Source organism: Mariniflexile sp. HNIBRBA6329 (genome assembly GCF_043558645.1).
In the GTDB taxonomy this organism is placed as follows: domain Bacteria; phylum Bacteroidota; class Bacteroidia; order Flavobacteriales; family Flavobacteriaceae; genus Mariniflexile.
This window is the reverse complement of sequence record NZ_JBIFXS010000007.1, coordinates 131,291-156,030: the sequence shown is the minus strand read 5'-3', so window position 1 is coordinate 156,030 and position 24,740 is coordinate 131,291. Positions and strand designations below refer to the sequence as shown.

The 24,740-nt window shown below is 34.4% G+C and carries 23 protein-coding genes; 11 read left to right on the top strand and 12 right to left on the bottom strand.

The features are described 5' to 3' along the window. Nucleotides 1-217: 217 nt before the first annotated feature. Nucleotides 218-1,759: a glycine--tRNA ligase gene (locus tag ACGK9U_RS10260; protein WP_394466283.1), complete on the bottom strand. Its 1,542-nt coding sequence runs from the start codon at nt 1,757-1,759 to the stop codon at nt 218-220. 189 nt (nt 1,760-1,948) lie between these two features. On the opposite strand from ACGK9U_RS10260, the gene ACGK9U_RS10255 reads away from it, so the two are divergent. Both ACGK9U_RS10255 and ACGK9U_RS10250 read left to right on the top strand, forming a co-directional pair. Further along, on the top strand, nt 1,949-2,626 hold the full coding sequence (locus ACGK9U_RS10255; RefSeq protein WP_394466282.1) for a ComF family protein: 678 nt from the start codon (nt 1,949-1,951) through the stop codon (nt 2,624-2,626). 58 nt (nt 2,627-2,684) lie between these two features. After that, entirely contained in the window at nt 2,685-4,292 is a 1,608-nt protein-coding gene (locus tag ACGK9U_RS10250) for an Ig-like domain-containing protein (RefSeq protein WP_394466281.1), read from the top strand. On the opposite strand, the gene ACGK9U_RS10245 is transcribed toward ACGK9U_RS10250, so the two are convergent. The 7 genes from ACGK9U_RS10245 to ACGK9U_RS10215 all read right to left on the bottom strand — a co-directional run bounded on the left by ACGK9U_RS10245 (nt 4,279) and on the right by ACGK9U_RS10215 (nt 10,744). Continuing rightward, a complete protein-coding gene (locus tag ACGK9U_RS10245) occupies nt 4,279-5,058 on the bottom strand; it encodes an amidohydrolase (protein WP_394466280.1) in 780 nt (259 codons plus the stop codon). The two genes, ACGK9U_RS10250 and ACGK9U_RS10245, sit on opposite strands and share 14 nt — an antisense overlap. A gap of 14 nt (nt 5,059-5,072) precedes the next feature. Then, entirely contained in the window at nt 5,073-5,540 is a 468-nt protein-coding gene (locus ACGK9U_RS10240; RefSeq protein ID WP_394466279.1) for a hypothetical protein, read from the bottom strand. Between the two features lie 7 nt (nt 5,541-5,547). After that, on the bottom strand, nt 5,548-6,066 hold the full coding sequence (locus ACGK9U_RS10235; RefSeq protein WP_394466278.1) for a hypothetical protein: 519 nt from the start codon (nt 6,064-6,066) through the stop codon (nt 5,548-5,550). An 83-nt stretch (nt 6,067-6,149) separates the two neighbouring features. Beyond that, nucleotides 6,150-7,295 carry a methionine aminotransferase gene (locus ACGK9U_RS10230; RefSeq protein ID WP_394466277.1) on the bottom strand — a complete coding sequence of 382 codons (1,146 nt, stop codon included), beginning with the start codon at nt 7,293-7,295 and terminating at the stop codon, nt 6,150-6,152. Nucleotides 7,296-7,383: 88 nt separating this feature from the next. Further along, nucleotides 7,384-9,153: a DNA mismatch repair protein MutS gene (locus ACGK9U_RS10225; protein ID WP_394466276.1), complete on the bottom strand. Its 1,770-nt coding sequence runs from the start codon at nt 9,151-9,153 to the stop codon at nt 7,384-7,386. A gap of 81 nt (nt 9,154-9,234) precedes the next feature. After that, complete coding sequence (locus ACGK9U_RS10220) at nt 9,235-9,939, bottom strand: Bax inhibitor-1 family protein (protein ID WP_394466275.1); 705 nt, start codon at nt 9,937-9,939, stop codon at nt 9,235-9,237. A 106-nt stretch (nt 9,940-10,045) separates the two neighbouring features. Beyond that, a complete protein-coding gene (locus tag ACGK9U_RS10215) occupies nt 10,046-10,744 on the bottom strand; it encodes a zinc metallopeptidase (protein ID WP_394466274.1) in 699 nt (232 codons plus the stop codon). A 484-nt stretch (nt 10,745-11,228) separates the two neighbouring features. Between ACGK9U_RS10215 and ACGK9U_RS10210 the strand changes: the two genes are divergently transcribed. Genes ACGK9U_RS10210 through ACGK9U_RS10200 form a run of 3 tightly spaced genes read left to right on the top strand, consistent with a single transcriptional unit; the run spans nt 11,229 to nt 13,691 of the window. Continuing rightward, nucleotides 11,229-12,200, top strand: a complete 972-nt coding sequence (locus tag ACGK9U_RS10210; RefSeq protein WP_394466273.1) for a hypothetical protein — start codon at nt 11,229-11,231, stop codon at nt 12,198-12,200. A gap of 55 nt (nt 12,201-12,255) precedes the next feature. After that, nucleotides 12,256-12,951, top strand: coding sequence for a glycosyltransferase family 2 protein (locus tag ACGK9U_RS10205; protein ID WP_394466272.1), 696 nt, complete (start codon nt 12,256-12,258; stop codon nt 12,949-12,951). Continuing rightward, a complete protein-coding gene (locus ACGK9U_RS10200; protein ID WP_394466271.1) occupies nt 12,948-13,691 on the top strand; it encodes a class I SAM-dependent methyltransferase in 744 nt (247 codons plus the stop codon). Before ACGK9U_RS10205 ends, ACGK9U_RS10200 begins: the two co-directional genes overlap by 4 nt. A gap of 9 nt (nt 13,692-13,700) precedes the next feature. Here ACGK9U_RS10200 and ald read toward each other — a convergent pair whose 3' ends face one another. The 3 genes from ald to ACGK9U_RS10185 form a co-directional block, all read right to left on the bottom strand. After that, nucleotides 13,701-14,804 carry an alanine dehydrogenase gene (gene ald, locus ACGK9U_RS10195; RefSeq protein ID WP_394466270.1) on the bottom strand — a complete coding sequence of 368 codons (1,104 nt, stop codon included), beginning with the start codon at nt 14,802-14,804 and terminating at the stop codon, nt 13,701-13,703. Nucleotides 14,805-15,008: 204 nt separating this feature from the next. Then, on the bottom strand, nt 15,009-15,269 hold the full coding sequence (locus tag ACGK9U_RS10190; RefSeq protein WP_394466269.1) for a SemiSWEET family sugar transporter: 261 nt from the start codon (nt 15,267-15,269) through the stop codon (nt 15,009-15,011). Nucleotides 15,270-15,401: 132 nt separating this feature from the next. Continuing rightward, the gene (locus ACGK9U_RS10185) at nt 15,402-18,887 is read right to left on the bottom strand and encodes a leucine--tRNA ligase (RefSeq protein ID WP_394466268.1); all 3,486 of its coding nucleotides are present in this window, start codon (nt 18,885-18,887) and stop codon (nt 15,402-15,404) included. Between the two features lie 111 nt (nt 18,888-18,998). Between ACGK9U_RS10185 and ACGK9U_RS10180 the strand changes: the two genes are divergently transcribed. From ACGK9U_RS10180 to ACGK9U_RS10170, 3 genes are all read left to right on the top strand, one after another. Then, nucleotides 18,999-19,946 (top strand): DMT family transporter, encoded by a 948-nt coding sequence (locus ACGK9U_RS10180; protein ID WP_394466267.1) that lies wholly within the window; start codon nt 18,999-19,001, stop codon nt 19,944-19,946. 102 nt (nt 19,947-20,048) lie between these two features. Beyond that, nucleotides 20,049-20,927 carry a cell division protein FtsX gene (locus tag ACGK9U_RS10175; RefSeq protein ID WP_394466266.1) on the top strand — a complete coding sequence of 293 codons (879 nt, stop codon included), beginning with the start codon at nt 20,049-20,051 and terminating at the stop codon, nt 20,925-20,927. Between the two features lie 167 nt (nt 20,928-21,094). Further along, nucleotides 21,095-21,352 carry a DUF3098 domain-containing protein gene (locus ACGK9U_RS10170; protein WP_394466265.1) on the top strand — a complete coding sequence of 86 codons (258 nt, stop codon included), beginning with the start codon at nt 21,095-21,097 and terminating at the stop codon, nt 21,350-21,352. Here the strand turns inward: ACGK9U_RS10170 and ACGK9U_RS10165 are convergent. Next, nucleotides 21,349-22,473, bottom strand: a complete 1,125-nt coding sequence (locus tag ACGK9U_RS10165) for a glycerate kinase (protein WP_394466264.1) — start codon at nt 22,471-22,473, stop codon at nt 21,349-21,351. The genes ACGK9U_RS10170 and ACGK9U_RS10165 overlap by 4 nt on opposite strands. A gap of 121 nt (nt 22,474-22,594) precedes the next feature. On the opposite strand from ACGK9U_RS10165, the gene ACGK9U_RS10160 reads away from it, so the two are divergent. The 3 genes from ACGK9U_RS10160 to ACGK9U_RS10150 are packed head-to-tail and all read left to right on the top strand — an operon-like array spanning nt 22,595 to nt 24,701. Beyond that, a complete protein-coding gene (locus ACGK9U_RS10160) occupies nt 22,595-23,407 on the top strand; it encodes an undecaprenyl-diphosphate phosphatase (protein WP_394466263.1) in 813 nt (270 codons plus the stop codon). Then, complete coding sequence (gene truB / locus ACGK9U_RS10155; protein WP_394466262.1) at nt 23,407-24,096, top strand: tRNA pseudouridine(55) synthase TruB; 690 nt, start codon at nt 23,407-23,409, stop codon at nt 24,094-24,096. Before ACGK9U_RS10160 ends, truB begins: the two co-directional genes overlap by 1 nt. A gap of 44 nt (nt 24,097-24,140) precedes the next feature. Continuing rightward, nucleotides 24,141-24,701, top strand: coding sequence for a hypothetical protein (locus ACGK9U_RS10150; protein ID WP_394466261.1), 561 nt, complete (start codon nt 24,141-24,143; stop codon nt 24,699-24,701). The last annotated feature ends 39 nt before the right edge of the window (nt 24,702-24,740 follow it).

The following is a 24,740-nucleotide window of genomic DNA, read 5'->3' as shown; positions in this document are numbered from 1 at the left end:
TTAACACCAGTACAAATGCACGAACAAAATCAATTGAAAAGAAAACAATACAAATCAAAAAAGCTGAACAATGATAATATTGTTCAGCTTTAATTTATAAATTTAATCCTTTAATAATCTGTATCGGTTATTTAGGACTAGACAGAAATGAGATGTTAAAAACAATCTTTCGACTGCGCTCAAGGTGACACATCAAGCATGACAAACTCTGCGTTCGTTACATTTTCATTAACCAAGAGCGTACATCCACTTCTTGTTTGATAATGTCTCTTAAATCTTCAATTTTCACACGTTCTTGCTCCATAGAATCTCTATGACGAATGGTAACGGTATTGTTTTCTAAAGTATCATGATCTACAGTAATACAAAACGGCGTTCCGTTGGCATCTTGCCTTCTGTAACGACGCCCCACGGCATCTTTTTCATCATAATCTACGCTGAAATCCCACTTTAAATCATCCACAATTTGTTTTGCTATTTCTGGCAAACCATCTTTTTTAACCAATGGTAACACCGCTGCTTTTATTGGTGCTAAAACTGCTGGTAATTTTAAAACGGTACGTGTGGTGTTGTTTTCTAATTCTTCTTCAACCAAAGAGTTTGAGAAAACCGCTAAAAACATACGGTCTAAACCAATAGACGTTTCTAATACATACGGGGTGTAACTCGCATTGTCTTCATGGTCAAAATACTGTAATTTTTTACCTGAATATTTTTCGTGTTGGCTTAAATCAAAATCGGTTCTAGAGTGAATTCCTTCCAATTCTTTAAACCCGAATGGGAATTTAAACTCAATATCGGTAGCAGCATCCGCGTAATGTGCTAATTTTTCGTGGTCGTGAAAACGGTAATTATCGGTACCCATGCCCAAGCTTAAATGCCATTTCATTCTGGTTTCTTTCCAGTGCTCAAACCATTCTTTTTGGGTTCCTGGTTTAATGAAAAATTGCATTTCCATTTGTTCAAACTCACGCATTCTGAAAATGAATTGTCTTGCTACAATTTCATTTCTAAAGGCTTTACCTGTTTGTGCAATTCCGAAAGGAATTTTTAAACGGCTTGTTTTTTGAACGTTTAAAAAGTTAACAAAAATACCTTGAGCCGTTTCAGGACGCAGATATAAATCCATTGCATTTTCAGCAGACGCCCCTAGTTTTGTTCCAAACATAAGGTTGAATTGCTTTACATCGGTCCAGTTTCTAGAGCCCGTAAGCGGGTCGGCAATTTCCAATTCTTCTATTAAGGCTTTAACATCGGCTAAATCTTCGTTTTCCAAGGATTTTGCCATACGTGAAAGCGTTGCGTTTATTTTTTCTTGATATTCTACAACACGGGTGTTTGTAGTAACAAACTCTTCTTTATTGAAAGCATCGCCAAAACGTTTGGCAGCTTTTTCAACTTCTTTGTCAATTTTAGCTTCAATTTTAGCACAATAGTCTTCAATTAACACATCGGCTCTGTAGCGTTTTTTGGAATCTTTATTGTCAATTAATGGGTCGTTAAACGCATCAACGTGCCCTGAAGCTTTCCAAGTGGTTGGATGCATAAAAATGGCTGCATCTATACCTACAATATTATCGTTCATTTGCACCATGGCCTTCCACCAGTAGTCGCGAATGTTTTTCTTTAGTTCTGCACCGTTTTGTGCGTAGTCGTAAACTGCACTTAATCCATCGTAGATTTCACTACTTTGAAACACGTAACCATACTCCTTTGCGTGAGAGATTACTTTTTTAAATTGATCGTCGTTATTTGCCATGGTGCAAAAATAAAAAACCGCACCAAACTAAATGCGTTCTTTAGTAAAAATTACCTGTGAATTTGCTTATTTTTAAATGCGTTAGGGATTGAAGCATTTGTTTGAGCTCTTTTTGCGACGGTAGGAGCAAAAAAGCGAGTGCGGAAAGCCCGACCCTTGTGGTAACGCCCAAATAATAATTGTTATATTATGCTTAAATATGTCATTGATTTGCTATTCCCAAAAGTATGTTATGCGTGCCTTAACCTATTGCATGACCATGAAGATACGATTTGTGTGAGTTGCAGACATGATTTGCCCGTTACCAATTTTCATTTTGACGGTGACGATGCGGTTAAAAAAGTGCTTTATGGACGTGCTGAAATTGAAAACGGCACGGCGCTTTTTAGGTTTGAAAAAAAGGGATTGGTACAGCAGCTTGTGCATAATTTGAAGTATAAAGGCTACGAAACAATTGGATATGCCTTAGGAAATTGGCTTGGTGGTGAACTAAAATCTTTAGATGGCTATAAATCTATTGATATGGTTATCCCGGTGCCGTTACATAAAAAGAAGCTTAAAAAGCGGGGGTACAACCAGGTTGCCAAATTCGGACAACAAATTGCTAAAGCTTTGGATGCTGATTATGTAGACGATGTACTTATAAAAGTGACCAATACCCAATCTCAAACCATTAAAAGCAGGTTGTCACGTTGGAACAATACCGATGAATTGTTCGCTATAAAAAATCCTGAAACCATAGAAAACAAACACATTTTGTTGGTTGATGATATTATTACCACGGGCGCTACTTTAGAAGCTTGCATAAGCATATTGAACCATGCTAAAAACATAAAAATAAGTGTTGCCACCATAGCAATAGCCTAAAGAGTTAACCGTTATATCTTTAAAATTATGTAGGTTTGTACAAAATTTAAAATTGGCGATGAACAAAACCCTTTCAAGTTTTATTTTATTGATTTTTTTAGGCCTTGTTTTCGTAAACTGTGCCAATAGAGGAACGCCCGATGGAGGTCCAAAAGACGAAACGCCTCCTAAAATTGTAGACGAGATTCCTGAAAATTTTAATACAAACTTTAATGGCAAGGTGATTAAAATTTATTTTGATGAGTATGTAAAAATTAAAGACGTACAGAAGCAGCTTATTATTTCGCCACCCATGAACACCCAACCCGAAATTACGCCACTTGGTGGTGCTAGTAAATACATTACCATTAAAATTTTTGACACCCTGCAACCTAATACAACGTATGCGTTCAATTTTGGAAATAGCATTACCGATAACAACGAAGGAAATCCATATCCATATTACAGATATGTATTTTCCACAGGAAGTTATATTGACTCGCTAAGTGTAAAAGGGAATATTGTTGACGCTTTAAAAAGGCAACCTGAAACGTTTGTAAATGTGGCACTTTATGAGGTAGACTCCACCTTTACCGATTCTATTATTTACAAAGAAAAACCGAAATACATTACCAACACTTTAGATAGTGTTACCACCTTTTCTATTGATAATATTAAAGCTGGAAGATACATGCTTATGGCATTGAAAGATGGCAATGGCGATAATAAATTTCAGCAAAAAACCGACCAAATAGGTTTTTACAAAAGCTTTATTACGGTTCCTACCGACTCGAGCTATACACTTAGATTATTTAATGAAGAGCTGGATTTTAAAGCCAACAGACCACAAATAGCTGCTACACAAAAAATAGCTATTGGTTATGAAGGCGATTTTAGCAAAATGAAGGTGAACATTAAATCTGAAATCCCTGCAGATTTTAATGCGCGTATTACCAAAGATGTAAAAACGGACACGCTTTATTATTGGTATAAACCTAAACTAGAAGTGGATTCGCTTATTTTAAACATAACGCATAGCAATTTTGATAAAGATTACACTGTAAAAATTAGAAAACAGAAAAAAGACTCGTTAACCATTAACGCGATGCCTTCTGGAACTATTGGTTTGGAAGAACCTTTTAAAATACGAGGAAGCATTCCTTTTGTTCATTTTGATGCTTCAAAGGTGAATCTTATCAATAAAGATTCTACAAAAGTTGATTTCACTACCGTTTTTGATTCTATAAATAATTCATATGTTTTCAACTTTAAAAAAACGGATGACAATAGCTATAAAATGATGGTTTTACCAGAAGCTTTTACCGATTTTTTTGACAACAAAAACGATACTTTAAAATATTCTTTAAGTACCAGAAAAGCATCTGATTTTGGCTTTGTGCGTTTCACTTTGGTGAATGCAAATTATCCGCTTATTATTCAGTTAACTACAGAAAAAGGTGATATAAAAGCCGAAAGGTACACGACAAAACAAGAAACTGTCGATTTTTTAAACTTGCAACCCAGCACGTATTACATAAGAGTTATACACGATACTAATGGCAATGGTAAATATGATACGGGTAGCTATCTTAAAAAAATACAACCCGAGCGCGTAAGCCATTTTAAAGAAATAGAAGTGCGTGCCGATTGGGGGTACCCCGAAACTTTGGAGTTTACTTCAGAGTAAATACATCTTTATCGTCTAAAAACTTGAGTTTATTACGGTAAAAATTGATGTGGTTGCGCTCTAAAGTAACCACATCAGTTTGTTCTTTATTTGGTTTAATAGCAGAAATATCTGTGCCTAAAACATCATACACCGCCGAATTTCCTGAATATTCGTTTTGGGCTTCATCTAAACCTACACGATTTACGCCCACTACGTAACTCATATTCTCTATAGCACGTGCTTTTAATAAGGTATCCCAAGCTAAAATTCTTGCTTTTGGCCAATTGGCCACGTACAATAATACATCGTAATTCTCTACGTTTCTTGCCCAAACGGGAAAACGCAAATCATAACAAACCATGGGGCAAATTTTCCAACCTTTATAGTCTACAATAACTTTCTGTTTGCCTGCCGCATAAACTTTATCTTCTCCTGCCAAGGTAAACGTATGTCTCTTATCGTAAATTGAAATACTACCTGAAGGTTCTACAAAAAGCAGTCTGTTATAATAATTTCCATCTTCCGAAATAACAAGACTTCCAACAATGGCTGCGCCTGTTTTTAAAGCTTGGTTTTGCATCCAAACAACCGTTTTTCCATCCATGGTTTCTGCTACACGCTCTGGTTTCATTGTAAACCCAGATGAAAACATTTCTGGCAATATAATAACATCTACGCCGTTGGAAATACTTTCCATTTTTTCTGCAAAGTTTTTTCGGTTTTGCTTCGGGTTTTCCCAAACCAAATTGGACTGTATTAAGGTTACTTTAAGTTGGTCTTGCATATTTTAACTAAAAACTAAAGCTTACGTTTTGCTTTTTCAATATCTTCTTTTAAATCTTTTATTTTCTCAAGGTGTTTTTCTTCGTCGTTAGGCGATAATTTACCCTTCTTTTTTAGCTTTTCATATTTTTTTACAGCATCGGCATGATCATCATTTGCATCTTCAAATTTAGACTGTGCTTTTTCTTTGGCTTTTAATTCTTTTTCGGCCTTTTTCTGCTTCTTCTCTGCTGCTTTTTGTTCCTTTTCAGCCTTTTTTATAGCTTTTTCACCATCTTTTCGTTCTTTATCCAACGCTTTTTCCTTATTAAATGCCTCCCAAACGCCTGCTTGGTCTTCAACAGAAAGTGTTGTTGTTACATCTACCCCATCTTGTAAAATGGTTTTTCCCTTAATTTTATAAGTGGTGTCTTTAAAATTAACTTCTTGTGCATTTAAACTAATGCTAAATATAAATAATAAAATGGTGGTAAAAATTTTCATTGCTGTGTTATTTTAAGTTTTTAAGTATTTGATTGGCTTCTTCTATATCTGCTTCTAAATCTAAGAATCTGGCTTTCCATTTTTCTTCATCCAATGGTGATAGCTTTCCCTTATCTTTTAGCCTTTGATATTTTTCTTGTTTGCTCTGTAAACGTTCTTTAGCTTCTAAAAAATCATTTCGAGCATCTTCTTTTGCTTCCAATTTTTCTTCCAACAACTCTTGCTCTTTTTCTAATACTTTTTGTCTTCTCTTTGCTTCTTCTTGTATGGTTTCAAGCCGTTGTTGCTCAGCTTCAATAGTTTCTTGTTTTTCATTGGCAATTTTCTCAGCCTCCAAACGCTTTTGCAAATTTGTTTTTATAATTTCTTTCTCATTGGCTGTTAACTGCTCAGTTACATTTACACCATTGCTAAAAAACTTGCTGCCTTTAACCTCGTAAACCCTTCCATCTTCCATAATGACTTTTTCACTGCTTCCGCAAGCCATTAAAAGCACTAATGACAATATTGATATTATTTTTTTCATTCTCATATATTACGTTTATAATTCTATTATTTTAGACTTATAAAAGTTAGGGAAGTCACTAATATTAAGACTAATTTAACACTCTAGATACTATTTAAAACATCTGCAGCTCTTTTTAATGTGTCGTCTTTTTTAGCGAAACAAAATCGAAGTACTTTATTATCTAAATTATTGCTATTGAAAACAGATAAAGGAATTGAGGCAATTCCAGATTCCATGGTTAGTCTTTTAGCAAAATCCACATCGTATTCTTGGGTTATTCCTGAATAATCTAGCACTTGAAAATAGGTACCTTTTGATGCTGTAAATTTAAACTTGGAATCTTTGATTAAATTAAGAAATAAATTCCGTTTTTTCTGGTAAAATCCTGATAATTCCAAATAATATTTTGGCTCTTGCATATAATCGGCAATCCCTTTTTGAGTGGGATGGTGAATGCAAAACACATTAAACTGGTGCACTTTTACAAATTCCTGCATAAGTTCCTTTGGCGCACAACAATACCCAATGCGCCAACCCGTATTGTGAAAGGTTTTACAAAACGATGCCACTACAAAACTTCTTGCTTTTAAACCAGGGAACAAACAAGCACTTTGGTGTGATTCGTGATCGTAAATCATATGTTCGTAAACCTCATCACTTAACACCATGATGTTAGTGTTTTTGGTTAGATTTTCCAACTGAAGCATATCGTCTTTTGAAAAAACGGTTCCCGTTGGATTATGGGGCGTATTAATAATAATCATTTTAGTTTGATTATTGATTTTCTCTTTCACTTCATGCCAATCTACCTTAAAATCATTGGATGCTTGCAATTGTATAGGCACTACCACACCACCGTTTAATTCCACATTGGGCTGGTAACTATCATAGGCTGGTTTAAAAATAATAACCTCATCACCTGGTTTTATATACGTTGAAATGATGGTAAAAATGGCTTGTGTTGCACCTGCTGTGACCGTTATTTCATTTTCTGGATGGTACGTTGTACCATAAAGCGAATCGATTTTTTTAGAGATGGCTTCGCGAAGCTCTAAATTACCTGACATAGGCGCATAGTGGTTATAACCAGAATTCATAGCACGATTTACCAAATCAATTAATTTTTGGTCGCTATCAAAATCTGGAAAACCCTGCGACAAATTAATGGCATTGTGCTTGGTTGCCAAAGCACTCATTACCGAAAAAATGGTGGTGCCCACATTAGGAAGTTTAGATTTAAAGTTCAATGTTTCAAGTTTAAGGTTAAAAGTTTCTCACAAAGTCGCAGACACATCCTCCTGTCTTCCATCTTCGGTCTCCTTCCTGCCCCCTAAATTAAACAATATTCATCTTTTTCAATAAAAAAGAGGCATTCATATTTTTACAAACACCTTCTTTTAAGGTATAATCAAAATGAAGTTCGTCGTTAATTATTTCGGCATCAAAATAATAGTTTTTAACGTCGTCCAACTCCTTTTCAATCTCACACAAACTTAAATCGTGTGTTGCTATAATGCCCGTGGCATTTGAAGCTACTAATTTTTCAACAAACTTTCTAGAACCAATGGCTTTATCGGTACTGTTGGTGCCTTTTAAAATTTCATCTAAAACAATAAAATGAGGTTCTTTTTCAATGGCATCTACAATATACTTTAAACGCGTTAATTCTGAAAAGAAATATGAACTCTCATCGGTTAACGAATCGGTGGTACGCATGCTGGTAATCAATTTTACTGGTGAATAGCGGCTCGATGTTGCACAAACGGGCAAGCCAACATTTGCCATAACAATATGCAAAGATACAGTTCGTAAAAAAGTACTTTTCCCAGCCATATTGGCGCCTGTAACTATAAAAAATTGTTCATGTTCTATGGTTAAATTACTGTCCACACGTTTGTTTTTTTTCAATAACGGATGCCCTAAGTTTTCAGCTTTAATCACGACTTCACTTGCTTCAATACTTGGAAAAACAAATTCGGGATGATTAAACACAAAATTTCCTAAGGAATTATAGGCATCAAAAAACGACACCACTTCAAACCAATCCGCTACTTTACTTGCATGTTCTTTAATCCACTGTTCAATAAAAAAACTGTTTTTGATATCTAATAAAAAGTAACCATTTCCGAAGATAATCGATATTAAATTAATTCGGTTATCTAAAGCATCCATCGCCTTTGAAAGTTCTTTGAAAATGTCTGAAGCTTTTTTTCCTTCCTGTTGAATTTGTTCTTCTTTTTGTTTTAGAATATCTGATGAAAACGATTCATTTTCAATCAATTTTAAAAGTGCTGCGTATTGGCGAAACGTTTCTTTCACCTTATCGGTATTGGATGCCAACTCATTTATTTTCTTTAAGTAAACCCCTGAAATCCCCAAACCTAAAACCAACCAGGACCCCATAAAAACAGCGTTTAATATATTGAAAACACCTAATACAATAACACTTATAGACCCCAAGGCAAAAACTAAAGGCAACCATTTGAAAATTCTTGGCAAAAAGGACTTGTAACCGTGTAACCAATTAATAATTTGTTTAGCAGGGGTTTCAACTGATACCAAATTTGATGTTGCCGAATAATGTTGATGCCATTGGGGTTTTGAACTTAATTCTTTAATGGCTTCTTGACGTGAAACAATATCCTTAATATGATTTGCTTTTAAAGCATTGGCAAGGTTTTGGGTGCCTTCGTTGATAGTGGTTCTATTTATAAATTGAAAAAATGAACCACGCCCAAACAAATCGATATCCAAACTATAAAAATGATTGGGGTCTTGAAACTGCAAACCAGCATCTCTGTTGTGAAAATTACCTGAAGCGATTTCAATTTCATCTTCATTAATGATTGTTAAAGCTTCATTAAACTGCTTTTTCATTTTAACATCGTTGTATTTTGACAATAAATACAGAAAAACAGCAATACCAACAACACCAATAACTACTGCTACTTGCCAAATTCCATACATGACATAAATGCCAAAACCTGTTAGTACAAAAACCAAAAGACGATAAACACTTAACATAGTCATGTCTTTATATCGTTTTTGAACCTCTGCTTTATAGATTTTTGAATGCTTATTATAATATTCTAAAGGATTGTTCATTATTGAAATTTAATAGAAAAAGTAAAGAAACAAAAAAGCCCTGAAACATATCAGAGCTTTAAAGTTATAATTTATCTGGTTTTAGTCTCTAGACATAAAAATACTAAGCACATACCAAAACAGAAGCATCAACGAAGCAAACAAGCCCAACGCTGCTGGAATATATTGATCGTTTGAATATTTATTCACCAAGTTTGAAGTTTGATATAAAATAGAACCCGCAGCCAATACACACATACCAACCGAGAACCAAAGCCCTAAATTAAACCCGAATAATGAGCCTGCTAAAATTAGCCCAATAGCTATAAAAAACCCAACAGTTAAACCTGCTTTTAAAAAGGAAAAATCTTTTTTAGTTACAAAAACGATGGCTGACAAACCTGTGAATAATGCCAAAGTTACAATAGCTGCTTGGTTTAAAATTTCCGGACCCGATTCCATATAAAATGCAGCAATATAAATAAGCGGTACAAAAATAAAGGCTTCAGCAAGGATATAAAGACCATACGCAAGGTACTGCTTGTTTTTATCGGGTGTTTTCAAGGTCATTCTTTCAGCGTAATTGGTTATAAACATAAAACCACCTAACATAATTAACCAACGCCACCCTTGGGTCATAGATAGCGCAAAGCTCACAACCGCTTCGCTTTGAAGCAGTAGGTATTCAAAAAGAATAAACACCAAAACACCACCCGCCACATGCGAATAGGTTTTCTTATAAAAAGCAACCTTATCAGCTTCTGAAAGTTCGCTTACCATTAATTTGTTTTCAACTAAGTTTTCCATAAATACTTATTTAGTTAAGATTTCTAAATTAAAGATATAAAAAAGAACCGAATTCTTACATTAAAATTAAGAATTCGGTTCTTTTTAATTATTTGTATAAAATTATTTAGTCTCTAGAGCCTCCAAATACCTGAAGCGCCCAATAGATTAATGATGCCAAAGCACCAATAGCGGCCACTAAATAAGTTCTTGCTGCCCATTTAAGTGCATCTTCCGAACCTGCGTATTCTTGTTGGGATACCATATTTTTATTTTTTAACCAAGCAAGGGCACGATTACTGGCATCGTACTCAACAGGTAATGTTATAAAACTAAAAGCCGTTGCAAATCCCATCATGATCAAACCAGCAACCGCTACATAATAACCAATTCCTATTCCTGCAGCAGCACCTAACAGCAAGCCTCCAATAACCACCCATTGCGACATTCCTGAAGTTACACTAACTACAGGCACCAATGCAGATCGCATTTTTAACCACTCGTACGCCTGCGCATGTTGCACAGCATGTCCACATTCGTGTGCTGCAACCGCTGCCGCAGCTGCGTTGCGTTGGTTATAAACCGATTCACTTAAGTTTACGGTTTTATTTTTTGGATTGTAATGGTCCGTTAACTGTCCTGGGGTTGAAATAACCTCAACATCGGTAATACCATGGTCTGCCAACATTTTTTCGGCAATTTCGGCACCACTCATTCCATTTCGTAATTGTACTTTAGAATACTGCTCAAACTTACGCTTCAACTTACTGCTAACCAACCAGCTTACAAGCGCAATAGCTCCTATTAATATATAATATCCTATCATTATTTTCTTTTTTAAATTTTAATAATCCTAAAACCAATATAGCAAAAATAACGCCAAATTGGTATATATGATATTATGTCAGTTATTTAAACGAAAATTTAATACTTTTGAATTTTATAAGAAAATGAGCTTTTTAAAAAACAACCGTTCCGTATTAATTTTTCTAATTGTTATACACCTCATTTTTTTTATTACAAAAGTTTTTCTTAGCAATTTTTTTCTTGAAGATTCTTACGATTACTGCAACCTAGTTGAAAATATAAAAAATCAGTTTATATTTTATTGTGGTAACTTAAACGAGCCTATTGTATTTGAAAACTTTACAAAAAGGCCACCCGTTTATGGACTCTTTATACTACTTTTTTCTTTTTTTACTAAATCTAAAATATTGGTGCTACTTGTTCAAAATGCACTTTCAATATTTAGTGTTTTATTGACTATTCGTATTTTTAACAAACACTTCAACATTGCTAACAAGCATAAAATGTTTGTAGTATTAATAGCAGTATCTATAAGCCAGTTTATTTACGCAAATTATTTAATGAGCGAGATGCTTTTACAATTTTTAATTATTCTTTTGTGCTATGCCTTTCAAAATTCAATTGCAAAAAAATCTTTGGGGTGGCTATTAGGTTTTCAATTTATCATTGTACTATTGTTTTTAACCAAGCCCGTATTTTATTTGTTTGTTATCCCTAATATTTTTATTTGCATATGGCTTTCTAAACATATATCAAAAGCATCTTTTTTTAGTTTAATTCCAATTTTAGCTTTAGTAATGTATATGTCTTGGAACAAGCATAGGACAGGGCATTTTGAATTTTCCAGTATCCAAAATTTGGCTTTAAAAAACTACAATTTATTGTATTTTCAAACCAACAAATATAATGAAGATTATGCCTATAAAGTAAATGACAAAATAAACAAAGAGATAGCTCAATTAGATTCTTACAAAGAAAAACAACAAGCAATAAAATCGCTTTCTATGCAGTATATTAAAAAAGATTTTTTAAGCTACACTTGGTTTCATCTTAAAGGCTGCTTTAGAATGTTTATAGACCCGGGCAGATTTGATTTGTATAACTTTTTTAATTTTAACAGCAAAAGTGAAGTAGGTTTTTTGGAGCATCTTAACAGCAACGGCGTAACTGGAGCGTTCAATTACTTCAAGAAACAACCAATAATAATCATATTGTTTTTACCAATAATTCTTATCTTTAATTTACTTAAATTATACGGTTTTAGTAAATTTTGGATTACTAATTACAAAACTGCTCCCCCTGTTTTATGGCTTTCTTTTTTTATAATAATTTACATCACATTATTAACAGGTCCATTATCAGCATCTCGTTTTTTAGTCCCACTACTTCCACTTTATTGTATGTTTGCATCTCTAGGGCTTTTAAGTCATTTTAATAATTTTAAATCCCTAAATAAATTGAGCCTTACTGTTTAATTTATAATTGTTAAATTCTAAACTTGTACTTGTGAATAAAAAATTATCTATAATAATGCCCACTTTCAATGAGCAGAATACGATTGAATTGATTCTTGAAAAAATAAAACAAGTAAAACTTATTGAAAATGTAGATAAAGAAATCATTATTATTGATGATTGCTCAAGCGATAATACACTTGCTTACATTAACAACTTTCAAGTAAAGAACCCAGACATAGCATTAAAAATTTTAAGCCATGAAAAAAACAAAGGCAAAGGAGCCGCTATACATACGGGTATTTTTGAAGCTCATGGCGATTTTATAATCATTCAAGATGCCGATACCGAATACAACCCAAAGGAATACAACCTTCTATTAGAACCCATGCTAGCCGGTTTTGCCGATGTTGTTTACGGCTCTCGTTTTGTTGGCGGAAAACCCCATAGAGTTCTTTTCTTTTTCCATACCATAGGAAACAAATTCCTAACATTTATTTCAAATTTATTTACAGGAATAAATATTACAGATATGGAAACCTGCTACAAACTCTTCAAAAAAGAAGTTATTAAACCTTTGGTTTTAAAAGAAAAACGCTTTGGTTTTGAACCAGAAGTTACAGCTAAAATTTCAAAAATAAAGAATATTAGAATTTATGAAGTAGGCATATCTTACTACGGAAGAACCTACGAAGAAGGAAAAAAAATAGGCTGGAAAGATGGTGTACGTGCCATTTACTGTATTTTAAAGTATAACATATTTAAAGCATGACAGAAAAAATAAAGTTTGAAGAAGAAGATGTGTTTGGGGCTATGACACTTGATGTTATTTCTAAAGCAAACAAGTTTAACCAATGGATGTATCAAACTATTAAACCTTTCTGTAAAGGAAATATATTAGAAATAGGAAGCGGTATTGGCAATATTTCCAATTTCTTTATACATGACAATTTCAACATTTTCCTAAGCGATATTAGAGCGAATTATTGTTTAGAATTAGAGAGGAAATTCCATACGTTTGAAAATTTTTCAGGAACAGAAATGATAAATTTAACCGATCCTGATTTTGAAAAAAATTACGCAAAACATCTGCAAAAATACGACACTGTATTTGCCCTTAATGTGGTAGAACACATACATAATGATGAACTTGCCATACAAAATTGCCATAAATTACTTGCGCAAAACGGACATGTAATAATACTTGTTCCTTCATATCAAAGCCTTTTTAACCAATTTGACAAAGAACTGGGACATTACAGAAGGTACAATAAAACTTCTCTTACCAATGTATTTTCAAAATCGAGTTTTGAAATAATGCACAAACAGTATTTTAATTTTATAGGCATATTTGGATGGTATATTAGCGGAAAAATTTTAAAGAATAAAACAATCCCTAAAGAACAAATGAAACTTTATAACACACTTGTACCCATTATAAAAATTATAGACAAATCCATCTTTAACCTCATGGGTTTATCTACCATAATAGTTGGTAAAAAAACATTGTAAACTTAAAGCTTACAATGTTTCAGCAAACTCTAAATCAAAGGCTTCCGCTATTTCTTTGTAAACAATATCTCCTTTTACAATGTTTAGTCCTTTTGCTAAAGACGGATTGTTTTCACAGGCTTTTTCCCAACCTTCATTTGCCAATTTAATAACATAAGGCAACGTCACATTGGTTAACGCCATGGTTGACGTATAGGGTACAGCTCCCGGCATATTGGCAACACTGTAATGTACTACATCATCAATAATATATGTTGGGTCTTGGTGGGTTGTAGGTCTGGTAGTTTCAAAACAACCACCTTGATCTACCGCCACATCAACCATTACGGTTCCAGGACGCATGTCCTTAAGCATGTCTTTAGTGATTAATTTTGGTGCTTTGGCGCCTTTTATAAGTACACCGCCAATAATTAAATCAGAATCTACAATATGCTTTCTAATGTTATATTCACTTGAAAATTCGCTAACTACGTTATTTGGCATCGAATCGCTCACATAACGTAAGGCTTTCATATTAATATCCAAAATATGAACGCTAGCCCCTAAACCTGCAGCCATTTTTGCAGCTTGGTAGCCGACCACACCAGCACCTAAAATAAGCACTTTTGCTGGTGGTACTCCCGGAACACCACCCAATAAAATACCACGTCCCATAATAGGTTTTTCTAAATATTTGGCACCTTGCTGTACAGACATTCTTCCTGCTACTTCAGACATAGGTATTAAAAGTGGCAATGTACCATCAGCATCTTCTACCGTTTCATAAGCAATGCAAATAGACTTACTTTTTATCATGGCATTGGTTAGCGTTTCGCTAGATGCAAAATGAAAATATGTAAAAACTACTTGGTTTGGTTTTATAAAAGTATATTCTTGTTCAATAGGCTCTTTTACCTTAACAATCATCTCCGCAACCTCATAAACTTCTTCAATAGTATCTAATATAGTTGCACCAGCACCTACGTAATCTACATCTAAAAAACCACTGTTATAACCCGCATTTTTCTGTACGTAAACTGAATGATTTCTTTTAGTTAATTCGAACACTCCAGAGGGCGTCATCCCCACTCTGTTTTCATTGTTTTTAATTTCTATTGGAACACCAATTCTCATAGTATTTTTATTTTAAGTTAGTCTAAAAACCTTTGCAATATTAAAACAATAGATTGAATATAATATATAAAAAGCTATTTTTGATGAATAATTATCATCAAATTTAACTTTTTATTAGGAATAAAATAAAACACATCAATTTAATAGGAAATACCAAACTACTCTGAAAAACAAAAACAGAGCACCAAAAGAATTGTTTTCTAACTATTTTTTACCGTATTTAATTTTGAAGTAGACTAAGAAAAAAGCAGATACTACAGTTACTGCATTGGCGGAAATCATAGACGGACTTTCTTTGTAAACACCATAAACAAGCCACAAAAAAACACCAATAAAAAACATGAATAGCATGGGCAAGGATAAACCTGAAACATCTTTGGTTTTCCATGTTTTATAAACTTGAGGCAAAAATGCCGCTGTTGTTAATGTTGCTGCTGAAAAACCAATGATTTCTATATAGTCCATTTAATGTGATTTTTTGTTGAAAAGCCAATTATTTATCATGTCGAAATGAAGAACGATTGAGACATCACATCATGAATTAAAAGATTCTTGTTATGTGATGTCTCCTATCGTCGACATGACCAGTAGCTAACGTTAGCCTACGATATTTACAATTTTACCAGGAACAATAATGACTTTTTTAGGGGTTCTACCTTGCAATTGTTCTTGGGTTTTTTCGTTTGCCATAACCGCTTCTTCAATTTGCTGCGCGTTAAAATCCATAGGTAATTCTAAAGTAAAACGCATTTTTCCGTTAAAAGAAATTGGGTAATTTTTGCTGCTTTCTACTAAATGGCTGGCATCAAATTTTGGGAAAGGTGCCGTTGAAATGGATTCGTTATGCCCTAATTGATTCCATAATTCTTCGGCAATGTGTGGTGCATAGGGCGATAATAACACCAATAAAGGTTCTAAAATTTCTTTTGAAGTACATTTCTGAGCCGTTAATTCATTTACAGCAATCATAAACGTTGAAACCGAAGTATTGAATGAGAAATTCTCGATATCTTCCTGTACTTTTTTAATGGTTTTATGAAGCGTTTTTAATGCCTCTTTTGATGGTTCTGCATCATTAACAAGCAATCCGTTTTCGCCAACATACAATTTCCATAGTTTTTTAAGGAAACCATGCACGCCTGTAATACCAGCGGTATTCCAAGGTTTATATTGTTCTAATGGCCCTAAAAACATTTCGTAAAGACGTAAACTGTCAGCACCATAATCAACACAAATTTGGTCTGGATTGACTACGTTGTATTTGGATTTGGACATTTTTTCGACTTCGCGTTTTACTTTATAAACACCTTCCTCTAATACAAATTCAGTATCTCTAAAATCTTCACGCCAATTTTTAAATGCTTCAATATCTAATTCGTCCGATGAATTTACAAAAGCAACATCTGAATGTATTTCAGAAATATCAAACATAACCCCTCTTAGTATTTCTTCATAACCAGAACCTTTAAAAGTTTCTTTTAATCCTTCGTAAACATTGGGATAATGAGTGTGTAAAATCCCTTTACCATCTTTAGGAATTATATTTTTCAAAGGATGATCCTTCAAAAATCCATAAGAAACAAAAACTTTTCTACTATATTTTGCTATAAATTCTTCAATTTTTTCTTTTTGTTCTTCACCGAAAATAAGACCTTCAAATTGATTTATAATATCATCTGATACATTTTCAAATGTCAACAAGTATACAAAAGCACTAGTCCCCAAAATCATGCCTTGGTTAATCAGCTTTTTAGCATATTCATCTACAGGCACCAATCCTTTATCAAACAAGAATTTTTGCCAAAAACGAGAATACAGTAAATGCCCTGTGGCGTGCTCGCTTCCGCCAATGTATAAATCGATATCTTTCCAATAATCCAAGGCTTCTTGACTAGCAAATGCTTCGGTATTATCCGGATCCATGTAACGGTTAAAATACCAAGAACTTCCTGCCCACCCTGGCATGGTGTTCAACTCTAGTGGGTGAATGGTTTTATTGTCTATTAAATCGTTGGAAACAACTTCATTTTTATTGGTGTCCCAAGCCCAAACTGTGGCGTTACCTAAAGGGGGTTCGCCGGTTTCGGTTGGTAAATATTTTTCAACTTCGGGCAAACGTATTGGCAAATGTTTCGCATCAATCATTTGTGGCATGCCGTTTACATAATACACCGGGAATGGTTCACCCCAATAACGTTGTCGAGAAAAAACAGCATCGCGCAAACGGTAATTTGTTTTTCCTTGTCCTTGACCTAATTTTTCAAGCTCTTGAATGGCTTTTTTGGTGGCTTCTTTATAGTTTAATCCGTTAAGGAAATCGCTATTGGCAATTACCACATTGTCTTTTGAAGCGTATGCTTCTTTTGAAATATCAACCCCTTCAAAAATATTTGGAATTGGGATATTAAAATGTTTTGCAAAATCGTAATCGCGTTGGTCGCCACATGGAACGGACATCACCGCACCTGTTCCGTAACCCGCTAAAACATAATCGCCAATCCAAACCGGAATAGGTTGTTTGGTAAAAGGATGTTCGGCATACGCCCCTGTAAACGCTCCTGAAATGGTTTTTACATCGGCCATTCTATCGCGCTCACTACGTTTTGCGGTTGCTAAAACATAGGCTTCAACCTCCGCTTTTTGTGCTGGGGTGGTAATTTGTGATACTAACTCGTGTTCTGGAGCCAATGTCATAAAACTTACACCGAAAATGGTATCGGGTCTTGTGGTGAATACCTCAATCCCCCTAACCCCCGAAGGGGGAATTTGCTCACTCAAATGCGAATCATTTTTAACAGATTCTCTTTGAGATAATTCCTCTTTTATTTCATTTAAAACCCTATCAATATTTCCTAAAACCTCTTCATTTGAAAAACGAATGACTTTGAAATAATCATTTTCAAGAATTTCAGTTCGCTTTGCATCCTCTTCCAATTGATTTTCATGGATTTTGCCATCTACTTCAACAATCAATTTTTTATCCAAACAAACAAAATCAACAATATAATCACCAATTAAATGCTGTTGTCTAAATTTTGCATCTAAGTTTTTATTCCTTAGCTGTTCCCACAATGCAGCTTCTGCCTGAGTTGGATTTGCTCGCATTTCTTTAGCGCGTTCCAATAACAAATGCGAATTATTTCCACCTGTCATATACCCCGCATGAGTAAGCGAACCTGCTTTCTCTTCCCCTTTGGGGAAGGATAGGATGGGGAAAAACACCGATGCTCCAACCGATTTCCCTATCCAATTTCGTTGGCTTTCCTTTAAAGAATCGGTCCAATCTATTTTCTCTAAACCTTGAAGCAAACGTTCGGCATACGCCGAAATACGCATACTCCATTGGGTCATTTTTTTTCTAATTACAGGATGTCCACCACGTTCGGATACACCATTTACAATTTCATCATTTGCCAATACAGTTCCTAATGCAGGACACCAGTTCACTTCAGTTTCGGCTAAATACGTTAATCTATATTGTAATAAAATTTGTTGTTGTTTTTTGGAATCAAAAGCGTTCCAATCTTCAGCAGAAAATGAAATTATATCAGCATCGCAAACCGCATTTACTTTTGAATTTCCTTCCGAAGCAAATATTTTTATCAATTCTGAAATATCTTCCGCTTTATCAGCATCTTTATTATACCAAGAATTAAACAATTGAATGAAAATCCACTGTGTCCATTTGTAATAACTTGGGTCGGATGTACGAACCTCACGCGACCAATCGAATGAAAACCCGATTTGATCTAACTGTCTGCGGTAGGTTTTGATGTTTTCAGCAGTTGTAATTGCAGGATGTTGCCCTGTTTGAATGGCATATTGTTCTGCCGGTAACCCGAAAGAATCATAGCCTTGCGGATGCAATACATTAAACCCTTGATGACGTTTGTAACGCGCATAAATATCAGAGGCGATATAACCCAACGGATGCCCAACGTGCAAGCCCGCACCACTGGGGTACGGAAACATATCCAACACATAAAATTTTGGTTTTTCTGAATTATTCTCTGCTTTAAACGTTTGGTTTTCCGCCCAATATTTTTGCCATTTGGCTTCTATATCGTTGAAATTGTATGTCATCTCTCTGTATTTCTGCTTTTGAAAGCGCAAATTTACGCTTTCTACAGAAAACTGAAAGCGTTTCCCTTTTTATATCTATAAATATAACAGCTATTTAAGGTTTTGTTTAAAATGCAATTTGTAATTTCGCCGCTTAAACCGCATATCAGATTGATTAAAGATACCACCAAAGCACATTTAGCATTGCTAGGGGCCAACATAATTTATGGGGCCAACTACATTATTGCTAAGGGCATTATGCCTGATAAAATTGGTCCGACTGCTTTTGTTATTATTAGGCTTTCATGTTGTGTACTTCTTTTTTGGGCCATCAAACTATTATTTGTTAAAGAGAAAGTCGAAAAGAAAGATTTTTTAATGTTGGCCCTTTGTGGTTTGTTTGGTGGTGCCGCCAATCAATTGTTGTTTTTTCATGGTATTAATTTAACATCGCCTATTGATGCCTCTATAATTACAACCACAACCCCTGTAATTGTTTTAATTTTTAGCTACCTAATTTTAAAAGAACGCATTACCCAAAACAAAATATTGGGCATCACTTTGGGCGCTATTGGCGCTATACTTTTAATTATATATGGTAACAAAACCGTTGGAACAAGTTCTTTTTTAGGCAATTTGTTTGTGCTTTTAAACGCCTCTAGTTATGGATTGTACCTGGTATTGGCTAAAACCTTAATGAAAAAATACCATGCCATAACCGTAGTGAGCTGGATATTTTTGTTTGGTTTTCTTTATGTGTTTCCGTTTGGAATTTCAGATTTTTTAAACACCGATTTTAAAGCCTTTACCACCAGCACCTATTTAACTATTGGTTATGTGGTTTTGTTTACCACGTTTTTTGCTTACTTATTCAACATATATGCGCTTAACCATTTGGCGCCTTCGGTAACCAGCAGTTATACCTACCTGCAACCAGCAGTTAGTTTTATTTTGGTAAGCTTATTGGCGTATGTTTTTGTACAAAGCCAATATGCCCAAGACATTAATTTAATTAAAATAGCAAGCTGTATTTTGGTGGGTGTAGGCGTTTATATAACCAGCAAACCACAAAAAAATTAGGCGTATATTTATTTATTGTAAAACAATCTTAAAACTTTAAACGTTGTAATACTTAGCATAATAGAATACTTTACTATTTTTACACCGTTAATCCTATACTTTATGAGTTCATCTTTTGAAAAAGACCAAAAACGACGACTGATTTCCTCTTATTTTTCAGTGGTACTAAGCATTGCACTGGTACTGTTTTTATTGGGTTTATTGGGCATGCTGGTTTTAAACGCTAAAAAAGTATCCGACCATTTTAAAGAACAAGTTGTTGTTACCATATACTTAAAAGAAACTGCCAAAGAAGTTGAAATAAAACAACTTGAAAAAAGTTTGGCAATGGCCGATTATGTAAAAAGCATTGAATATGTTTCAAAAGAACAAGCTGCCGAATTTTTAAAAGCCGAAAACGGTGAAGATTTTATGGATTTTGTAGGCTACAATCCGCTACAAAACTCGATTGATGTACACTTAAAAGCCGATTTTGTAACTTCAGAACATCTTGAAAAAATATCGGAAGAAGCTACTTCAAAAAACTTTGTAGATGAGGTAACTTATGACAACGACCTTGTAAACCTTATGAACGAGAATGTTAGAAGAATCAGTTTCTGGGTATTGGTTATCAGTGGTATTTTCACAATAATAGCCGTTTTATTAATCAATAGTTCCATAAGGCTTGCCGTATATTCAAAACGTTTCACCATAAAAACCATGCAAATGGTAGGTGCCACAAAACAATTTATTCGCAGACCGTTTGTTTGGAAAAGCATCCGTTTAGGCATTATAGGTGCCATTATCGCTTTAATAGGCATGGCTATTGTGTTGTATTACATCAACAAAACATTCCCAGAACTAGGCTTGCTAAACGCGCCAGTTTTAGTCGTGCTGCTTTTCGCTACTATATTTGCCTTAGGCATTTTAATTACTTGGATAAGTACACACATAGCCACACAACGTTTCTTAAATTTAAAAACGGACGCGTTGTATTATTAATTTGGGCGTTACCCTAAGGGGTCGGGTTTTCCGCTATATCTTTTTTGCTTTTAATGGCAAAAAAGGATGCCGCTGCAACCCCTAACGCAAAAACCAACAATTTATAATTGCCTTAACGTATCGTATTTAAATAATTATGTTAATTTGCAGTATTACTTTTAACAATCATGGGAGAACAAAAACAAAAAGAAGCTAAAAAGGCTGTTTTTATATTCGGAAAGAAAAACTATAAATTCATGTTTATAGGTTTAGCGTGTATTGCACTAGGATTTATTTTAATGTCTGGTGGCGGTAGCGACGACCCGAACGTTTTTAACCCAGAAATTTTTAGTTGGAGACGCATCAGGCTAGCACCTATGTTAGTGCTTTTAGGTTTTGGTATTGAAATTTATGCGATTCTTTTAAATCCGGATAAGAAATCTTAAGCAATAGTCTCTGCAAACTTTACTGCCATTTTCTTTACATAATCATATCCATTTTGCAAAGCATCATCCAACGATTTTGCTTGTTCCATAACGGCATCTATATAAGAAATACCGAATTTTTCAGCATCTGTTTTAGAAAGCGAAATACTGCCACATAAAGTAGCTACTGGAATATTTTGTTTTTTAGCAGATGTAATAACCCCGTCAATCGTTTTTCCGGAAAGTGTTTGCAAATCCAATTTCCCCTCACCAGTAACAACCCAATCGACTCCTTTTATTTTAGTATCAAACCCTACTAAATCTTTTACCAAATCAATACCCGATTTCAATTCAGCATTTAAAAACACAAAAGTTCCCGCGCCCATACCGCCTGCAGCACCAGCTCCTTTTATATTTTGAACATCTATATTGAATTGTTTTTTAAAAATGGACGCCATGTTTCTTAAGCCTTTATCTAACTGCTCAATTTCATCACCCGACGCTCCCTTTTGTGGTCCATAAACATGAGCCGCACCATTTTTTCCGTATAATGGATTTGTAACATCGCAAGCAACTTTAAATTCAATCGATTCTAAATAGCCTACAGCACTACTACTATTAATCAACTTTACTTTTGATAAATTTTTCCCAATCGGCTGCAACTCCTTACCATGTGCATCTTCAAATTTATAACCCAATGCCGTTACCATACCCATACCACAATCGTTGGTGGCGCTACCTCCAATTCCTAAAATAATGGTTTTAGCACCTTTATGAATGGCATCTAAAATAAGTTCACCTGTACCCAAGGTTGTGGTATTAAAACAATTCTGTTCTTCTTTTTTTAAAAGGTGCATACCAGAAGCCTCTGCCATTTCAATAAATGCCGTTTGTATGGATTCCATATAAAGGTAAGACGCTTCAATATCCCTAAAAAGTGGGTCGTTTACTTTTACTTTAACACGCTTTCCTTGTAAATGGTAATCCAGAATATCAATAGTACCATCGCCACCATCAGCCAATGGCATTTTGATAATTTCCGCCTTAGGCAAAACTTCCTTAATACCTTCTTCAACAGCATTACAAAATTGCAACCCTGTTAAAGAGCCTTTAAATTTATCGGGTGCGAGAACAATTTTCATTATTAAAAAGTAGAATATACTGCTAAGATATAAACTTCCACAACGCTTAGGCCGTCTATATTTACAATAAATTCAAACAGTATTTCGCTATTTGATTTATGTATTTTAATACATTTGCCCCATGAATTACATTGAAGCCATTATTTTAGCTATTATTGAAGGGATTACCGAGTATTTACCCGTATCATCCACAGGTCACATGATTATAGCATCGTCCTTTATGAAAATAGCCTCAGACGATTTTACAAAGCTTTTCACCATTGTTATTCAGCTTGGTGCTATTTTATCGGTAGTTATTTTATATTGGAAACGCTTTTTTCAAAGTTTAGATTTCTATTTCAAATTACTGGTTGCTTTTATTCCCGCTGTCGTTCTAGGATTGTTATTGAATGATGTGATTGACGAATTATTGGAAAGTCCCGTAGTGGTTGCCATTACCTTAATTTTAGGTGGATTTATTTTATTGAAAGTTGATGATTGGTTTAAAGCCAACGAAGTATATGATGAAGCAAACCCTGACGCACATACGAAGATAACGTATGCAACTGCTTTAAAAATTGGCTTTTTTCAATGTCTTGCCATGATTCCTGGAACCTCCCGTAGTGGTGCTAGTATTGTTGGTGGTATGACCCAAAAATTAAACAGAAAAACAGCCGCCGAATTTTCGTTTTTCTTAGCTGTTCCAACCATGTTTGGAGCGACCGCAAAAAAACTTTACGATTATTATAAAGCTGGATTTGAATTGAGCAGCGACCAAATAAACTATCTAATTATCGGGAATGTTTTGGCATTTATTGTGGCGCTTATCGCTATAAAATCGTTTATCGATTATTTAAGCAAAAAAGGATTTAAACTTTTTGGCTACTACCGTATTATACTTGGTATTGCTTTGTTAATCATTCACTTTTTTATTTATAAATTAACTATTGTTTAATGCTTAAAGTTGAAGATTATCAATCTGGTCAAGTTCTTTTAATAGACAAACCACTGCATTGGACCTCGTTTCAAGTAGTTAACAAACTGCGTTGGGAAATTCGTCAAGCCTTCCATATTAAAAAAATAAAAGTAGGGCATGCAGGCACTTTAGATCCGTTGGCAACAGGCCTATTAGTGCTGTGTACAGGAAAAATGACCAAACAAATCGATTCCTTTCAAGCACAAATAAAAGAATATACAGGCACCATTGTTTTAGGCAGCACGACGCCTTCATTTGACTTGGAAACTGAAATTGATGAAACCTTCTCCACTAATCATATTACTGAAGCTTTAATAAAGGAAACTACCAAGCAATTTATTGGAGAAATCCAGCAGTTCCCTCCTGTGTTTTCGGCTATAAAAAAAGATGGCAAACGCTTATACGAATTTGCTAGAGCTGGCGAAGATGTAGAAATTAATGCAAGAACTGTAAATATTTCAGAGTTTGAAATTACCAACATTGATGGTTTAGAAGTTGATTTTAGAGTGGTTTGCAGCAAAGGGACTTACATCCGTTCCTTAGCTAACGATTTTGGTAAAGCATTGCAATCTGGCGCACATCTTTCAGTTTTAAGACGTACAAAAATTGGCGATTTCCATGTAGACAATGCTGTAACTATTGAAAGTTTTATCGAAGGTTTAAAATAGATATTGGAATATATACTATATTTACCTTAATAAACATATCTACTATGAAGCAAGTACGCCTGTTTCTGATATTGGTTTTATCCACTTTTCACCTCGGTTTTGCTCAACAACCTGAAGCTCCAAAACCAGAAAAAACAAGTGGCATTTTTTACAAATTTTCACTTGCCACTTCATTAACAATCAATGGAGATTACACCATTGGAAATGATGAAGAAGAAACATTCTTTGAATCTAGTGCTTTATTCGTAAATAATACAGTGGGATATCAATTTGACAAACGCACATCTATTGGTCTTAATTTTGAATACAATTGGCATTCCAAACAAGGACTTCACTTTTTTCCAGCATATTTAAGTTTACAACACAACGTTATTGCAAAAGACACCAATCTATTTATACGCGGTGGTTATGGTACACTTTTAGGCATGGGGAAATCTTTTGAAAAAGGCAATATGTATAAACTAGGAATTGGTTTTCAGGGAGACATAGATGATAAAAACAACTCCATTTTAATTGGATTGGATTTTACCAGAAAACGTTTTGGCTACAAAACACTAGAAGGTTTATCAAGTGTAACTATTTTTTTAGAATTCATGTTATTTTAAACTTTTTATGTTATTTTGCCGTATATAGTATGTATTCTA

Bases quoted from the DNA above. Each gene is read 5' to 3' on its own strand.
- ACGK9U_RS10255 (WP_394466282.1), top strand. From the start codon at position 1,949: ATGCTTAAATATGTCATTGATTTGCTATTCCCAAAAGTATGTTATGCG.
- ACGK9U_RS10175 (WP_394466266.1), top strand. From the start codon at position 20,049: ATGAGTTCATCTTTTGAAAAAGACCAAAAACGACGACTGATTTCCTCT.
- ACGK9U_RS10240 (WP_394466279.1), bottom strand. From the start codon at position 5,540: ATGAAAATTTTTACCACCATTTTATTATTTATATTTAGCATTAGTTTA.
- ACGK9U_RS10150 (WP_394466261.1), top strand. From the start codon at position 24,141: ATGAAGCAAGTACGCCTGTTTCTGATATTGGTTTTATCCACTTTTCAC.
- ACGK9U_RS10215 (WP_394466274.1), bottom strand. From the start codon at position 10,744: ATGATAGGATATTATATATTAATAGGAGCTATTGCGCTTGTAAGCTGG.
- ACGK9U_RS10185 (WP_394466268.1), bottom strand. From the start codon at position 18,887: ATGACATACAATTTCAACGATATAGAAGCCAAATGGCAAAAATATTGG.
- ACGK9U_RS10220 (WP_394466275.1), bottom strand. From the start codon at position 9,939: ATGGAAAACTTAGTTGAAAACAAATTAATGGTAAGCGAACTTTCAGAA.
- ACGK9U_RS10225 (WP_394466276.1), bottom strand. From the start codon at position 9,153: ATGAACAATCCTTTAGAATATTATAATAAGCATTCAAAAATCTATAAA.
- truB (WP_394466262.1), top strand. From the start codon at position 23,407: ATGCTTAAAGTTGAAGATTATCAATCTGGTCAAGTTCTTTTAATAGAC.
- ACGK9U_RS10165 (WP_394466264.1), bottom strand. From the start codon at position 22,473: ATGAAAATTGTTCTCGCACCCGATAAATTTAAAGGCTCTTTAACAGGG.
- ACGK9U_RS10260 (WP_394466283.1), bottom strand. From the start codon at position 1,759: ATGGCAAATAACGACGATCAATTTAAAAAAGTAATCTCTCACGCAAAG.
- ACGK9U_RS10245 (WP_394466280.1), bottom strand. From the start codon at position 5,058: ATGCAAGACCAACTTAAAGTAACCTTAATACAGTCCAATTTGGTTTGG.
- ACGK9U_RS10190 (WP_394466269.1), bottom strand. From the start codon at position 15,269: ATGGACTATATAGAAATCATTGGTTTTTCAGCAGCAACATTAACAACA.
- ACGK9U_RS10180 (WP_394466267.1), top strand. From the start codon at position 18,999: ATGCAATTTGTAATTTCGCCGCTTAAACCGCATATCAGATTGATTAAA.
- ACGK9U_RS10235 (WP_394466278.1), bottom strand. From the start codon at position 6,066: ATGAAAAAAATAATATCAATATTGTCATTAGTGCTTTTAATGGCTTGC.
- ACGK9U_RS10200 (WP_394466271.1), top strand. From the start codon at position 12,948: ATGACAGAAAAAATAAAGTTTGAAGAAGAAGATGTGTTTGGGGCTATG.
- ald (WP_394466270.1), bottom strand. From the start codon at position 14,804: ATGAGAATTGGTGTTCCAATAGAAATTAAAAACAATGAAAACAGAGTG.
- ACGK9U_RS10160 (WP_394466263.1), top strand. From the start codon at position 22,595: ATGAATTACATTGAAGCCATTATTTTAGCTATTATTGAAGGGATTACC.
- ACGK9U_RS10205 (WP_394466272.1), top strand. From the start codon at position 12,256: ATGCCCACTTTCAATGAGCAGAATACGATTGAATTGATTCTTGAAAAA.
- ACGK9U_RS10210 (WP_394466273.1), top strand. From the start codon at position 11,229: ATGTTTGTAGTATTAATAGCAGTATCTATAAGCCAGTTTATTTACGCA.
- ACGK9U_RS10250 (WP_394466281.1), top strand. From the start codon at position 2,685: ATGAACAAAACCCTTTCAAGTTTTATTTTATTGATTTTTTTAGGCCTT.
- ACGK9U_RS10170 (WP_394466265.1), top strand. From the start codon at position 21,095: ATGGGAGAACAAAAACAAAAAGAAGCTAAAAAGGCTGTTTTTATATTC.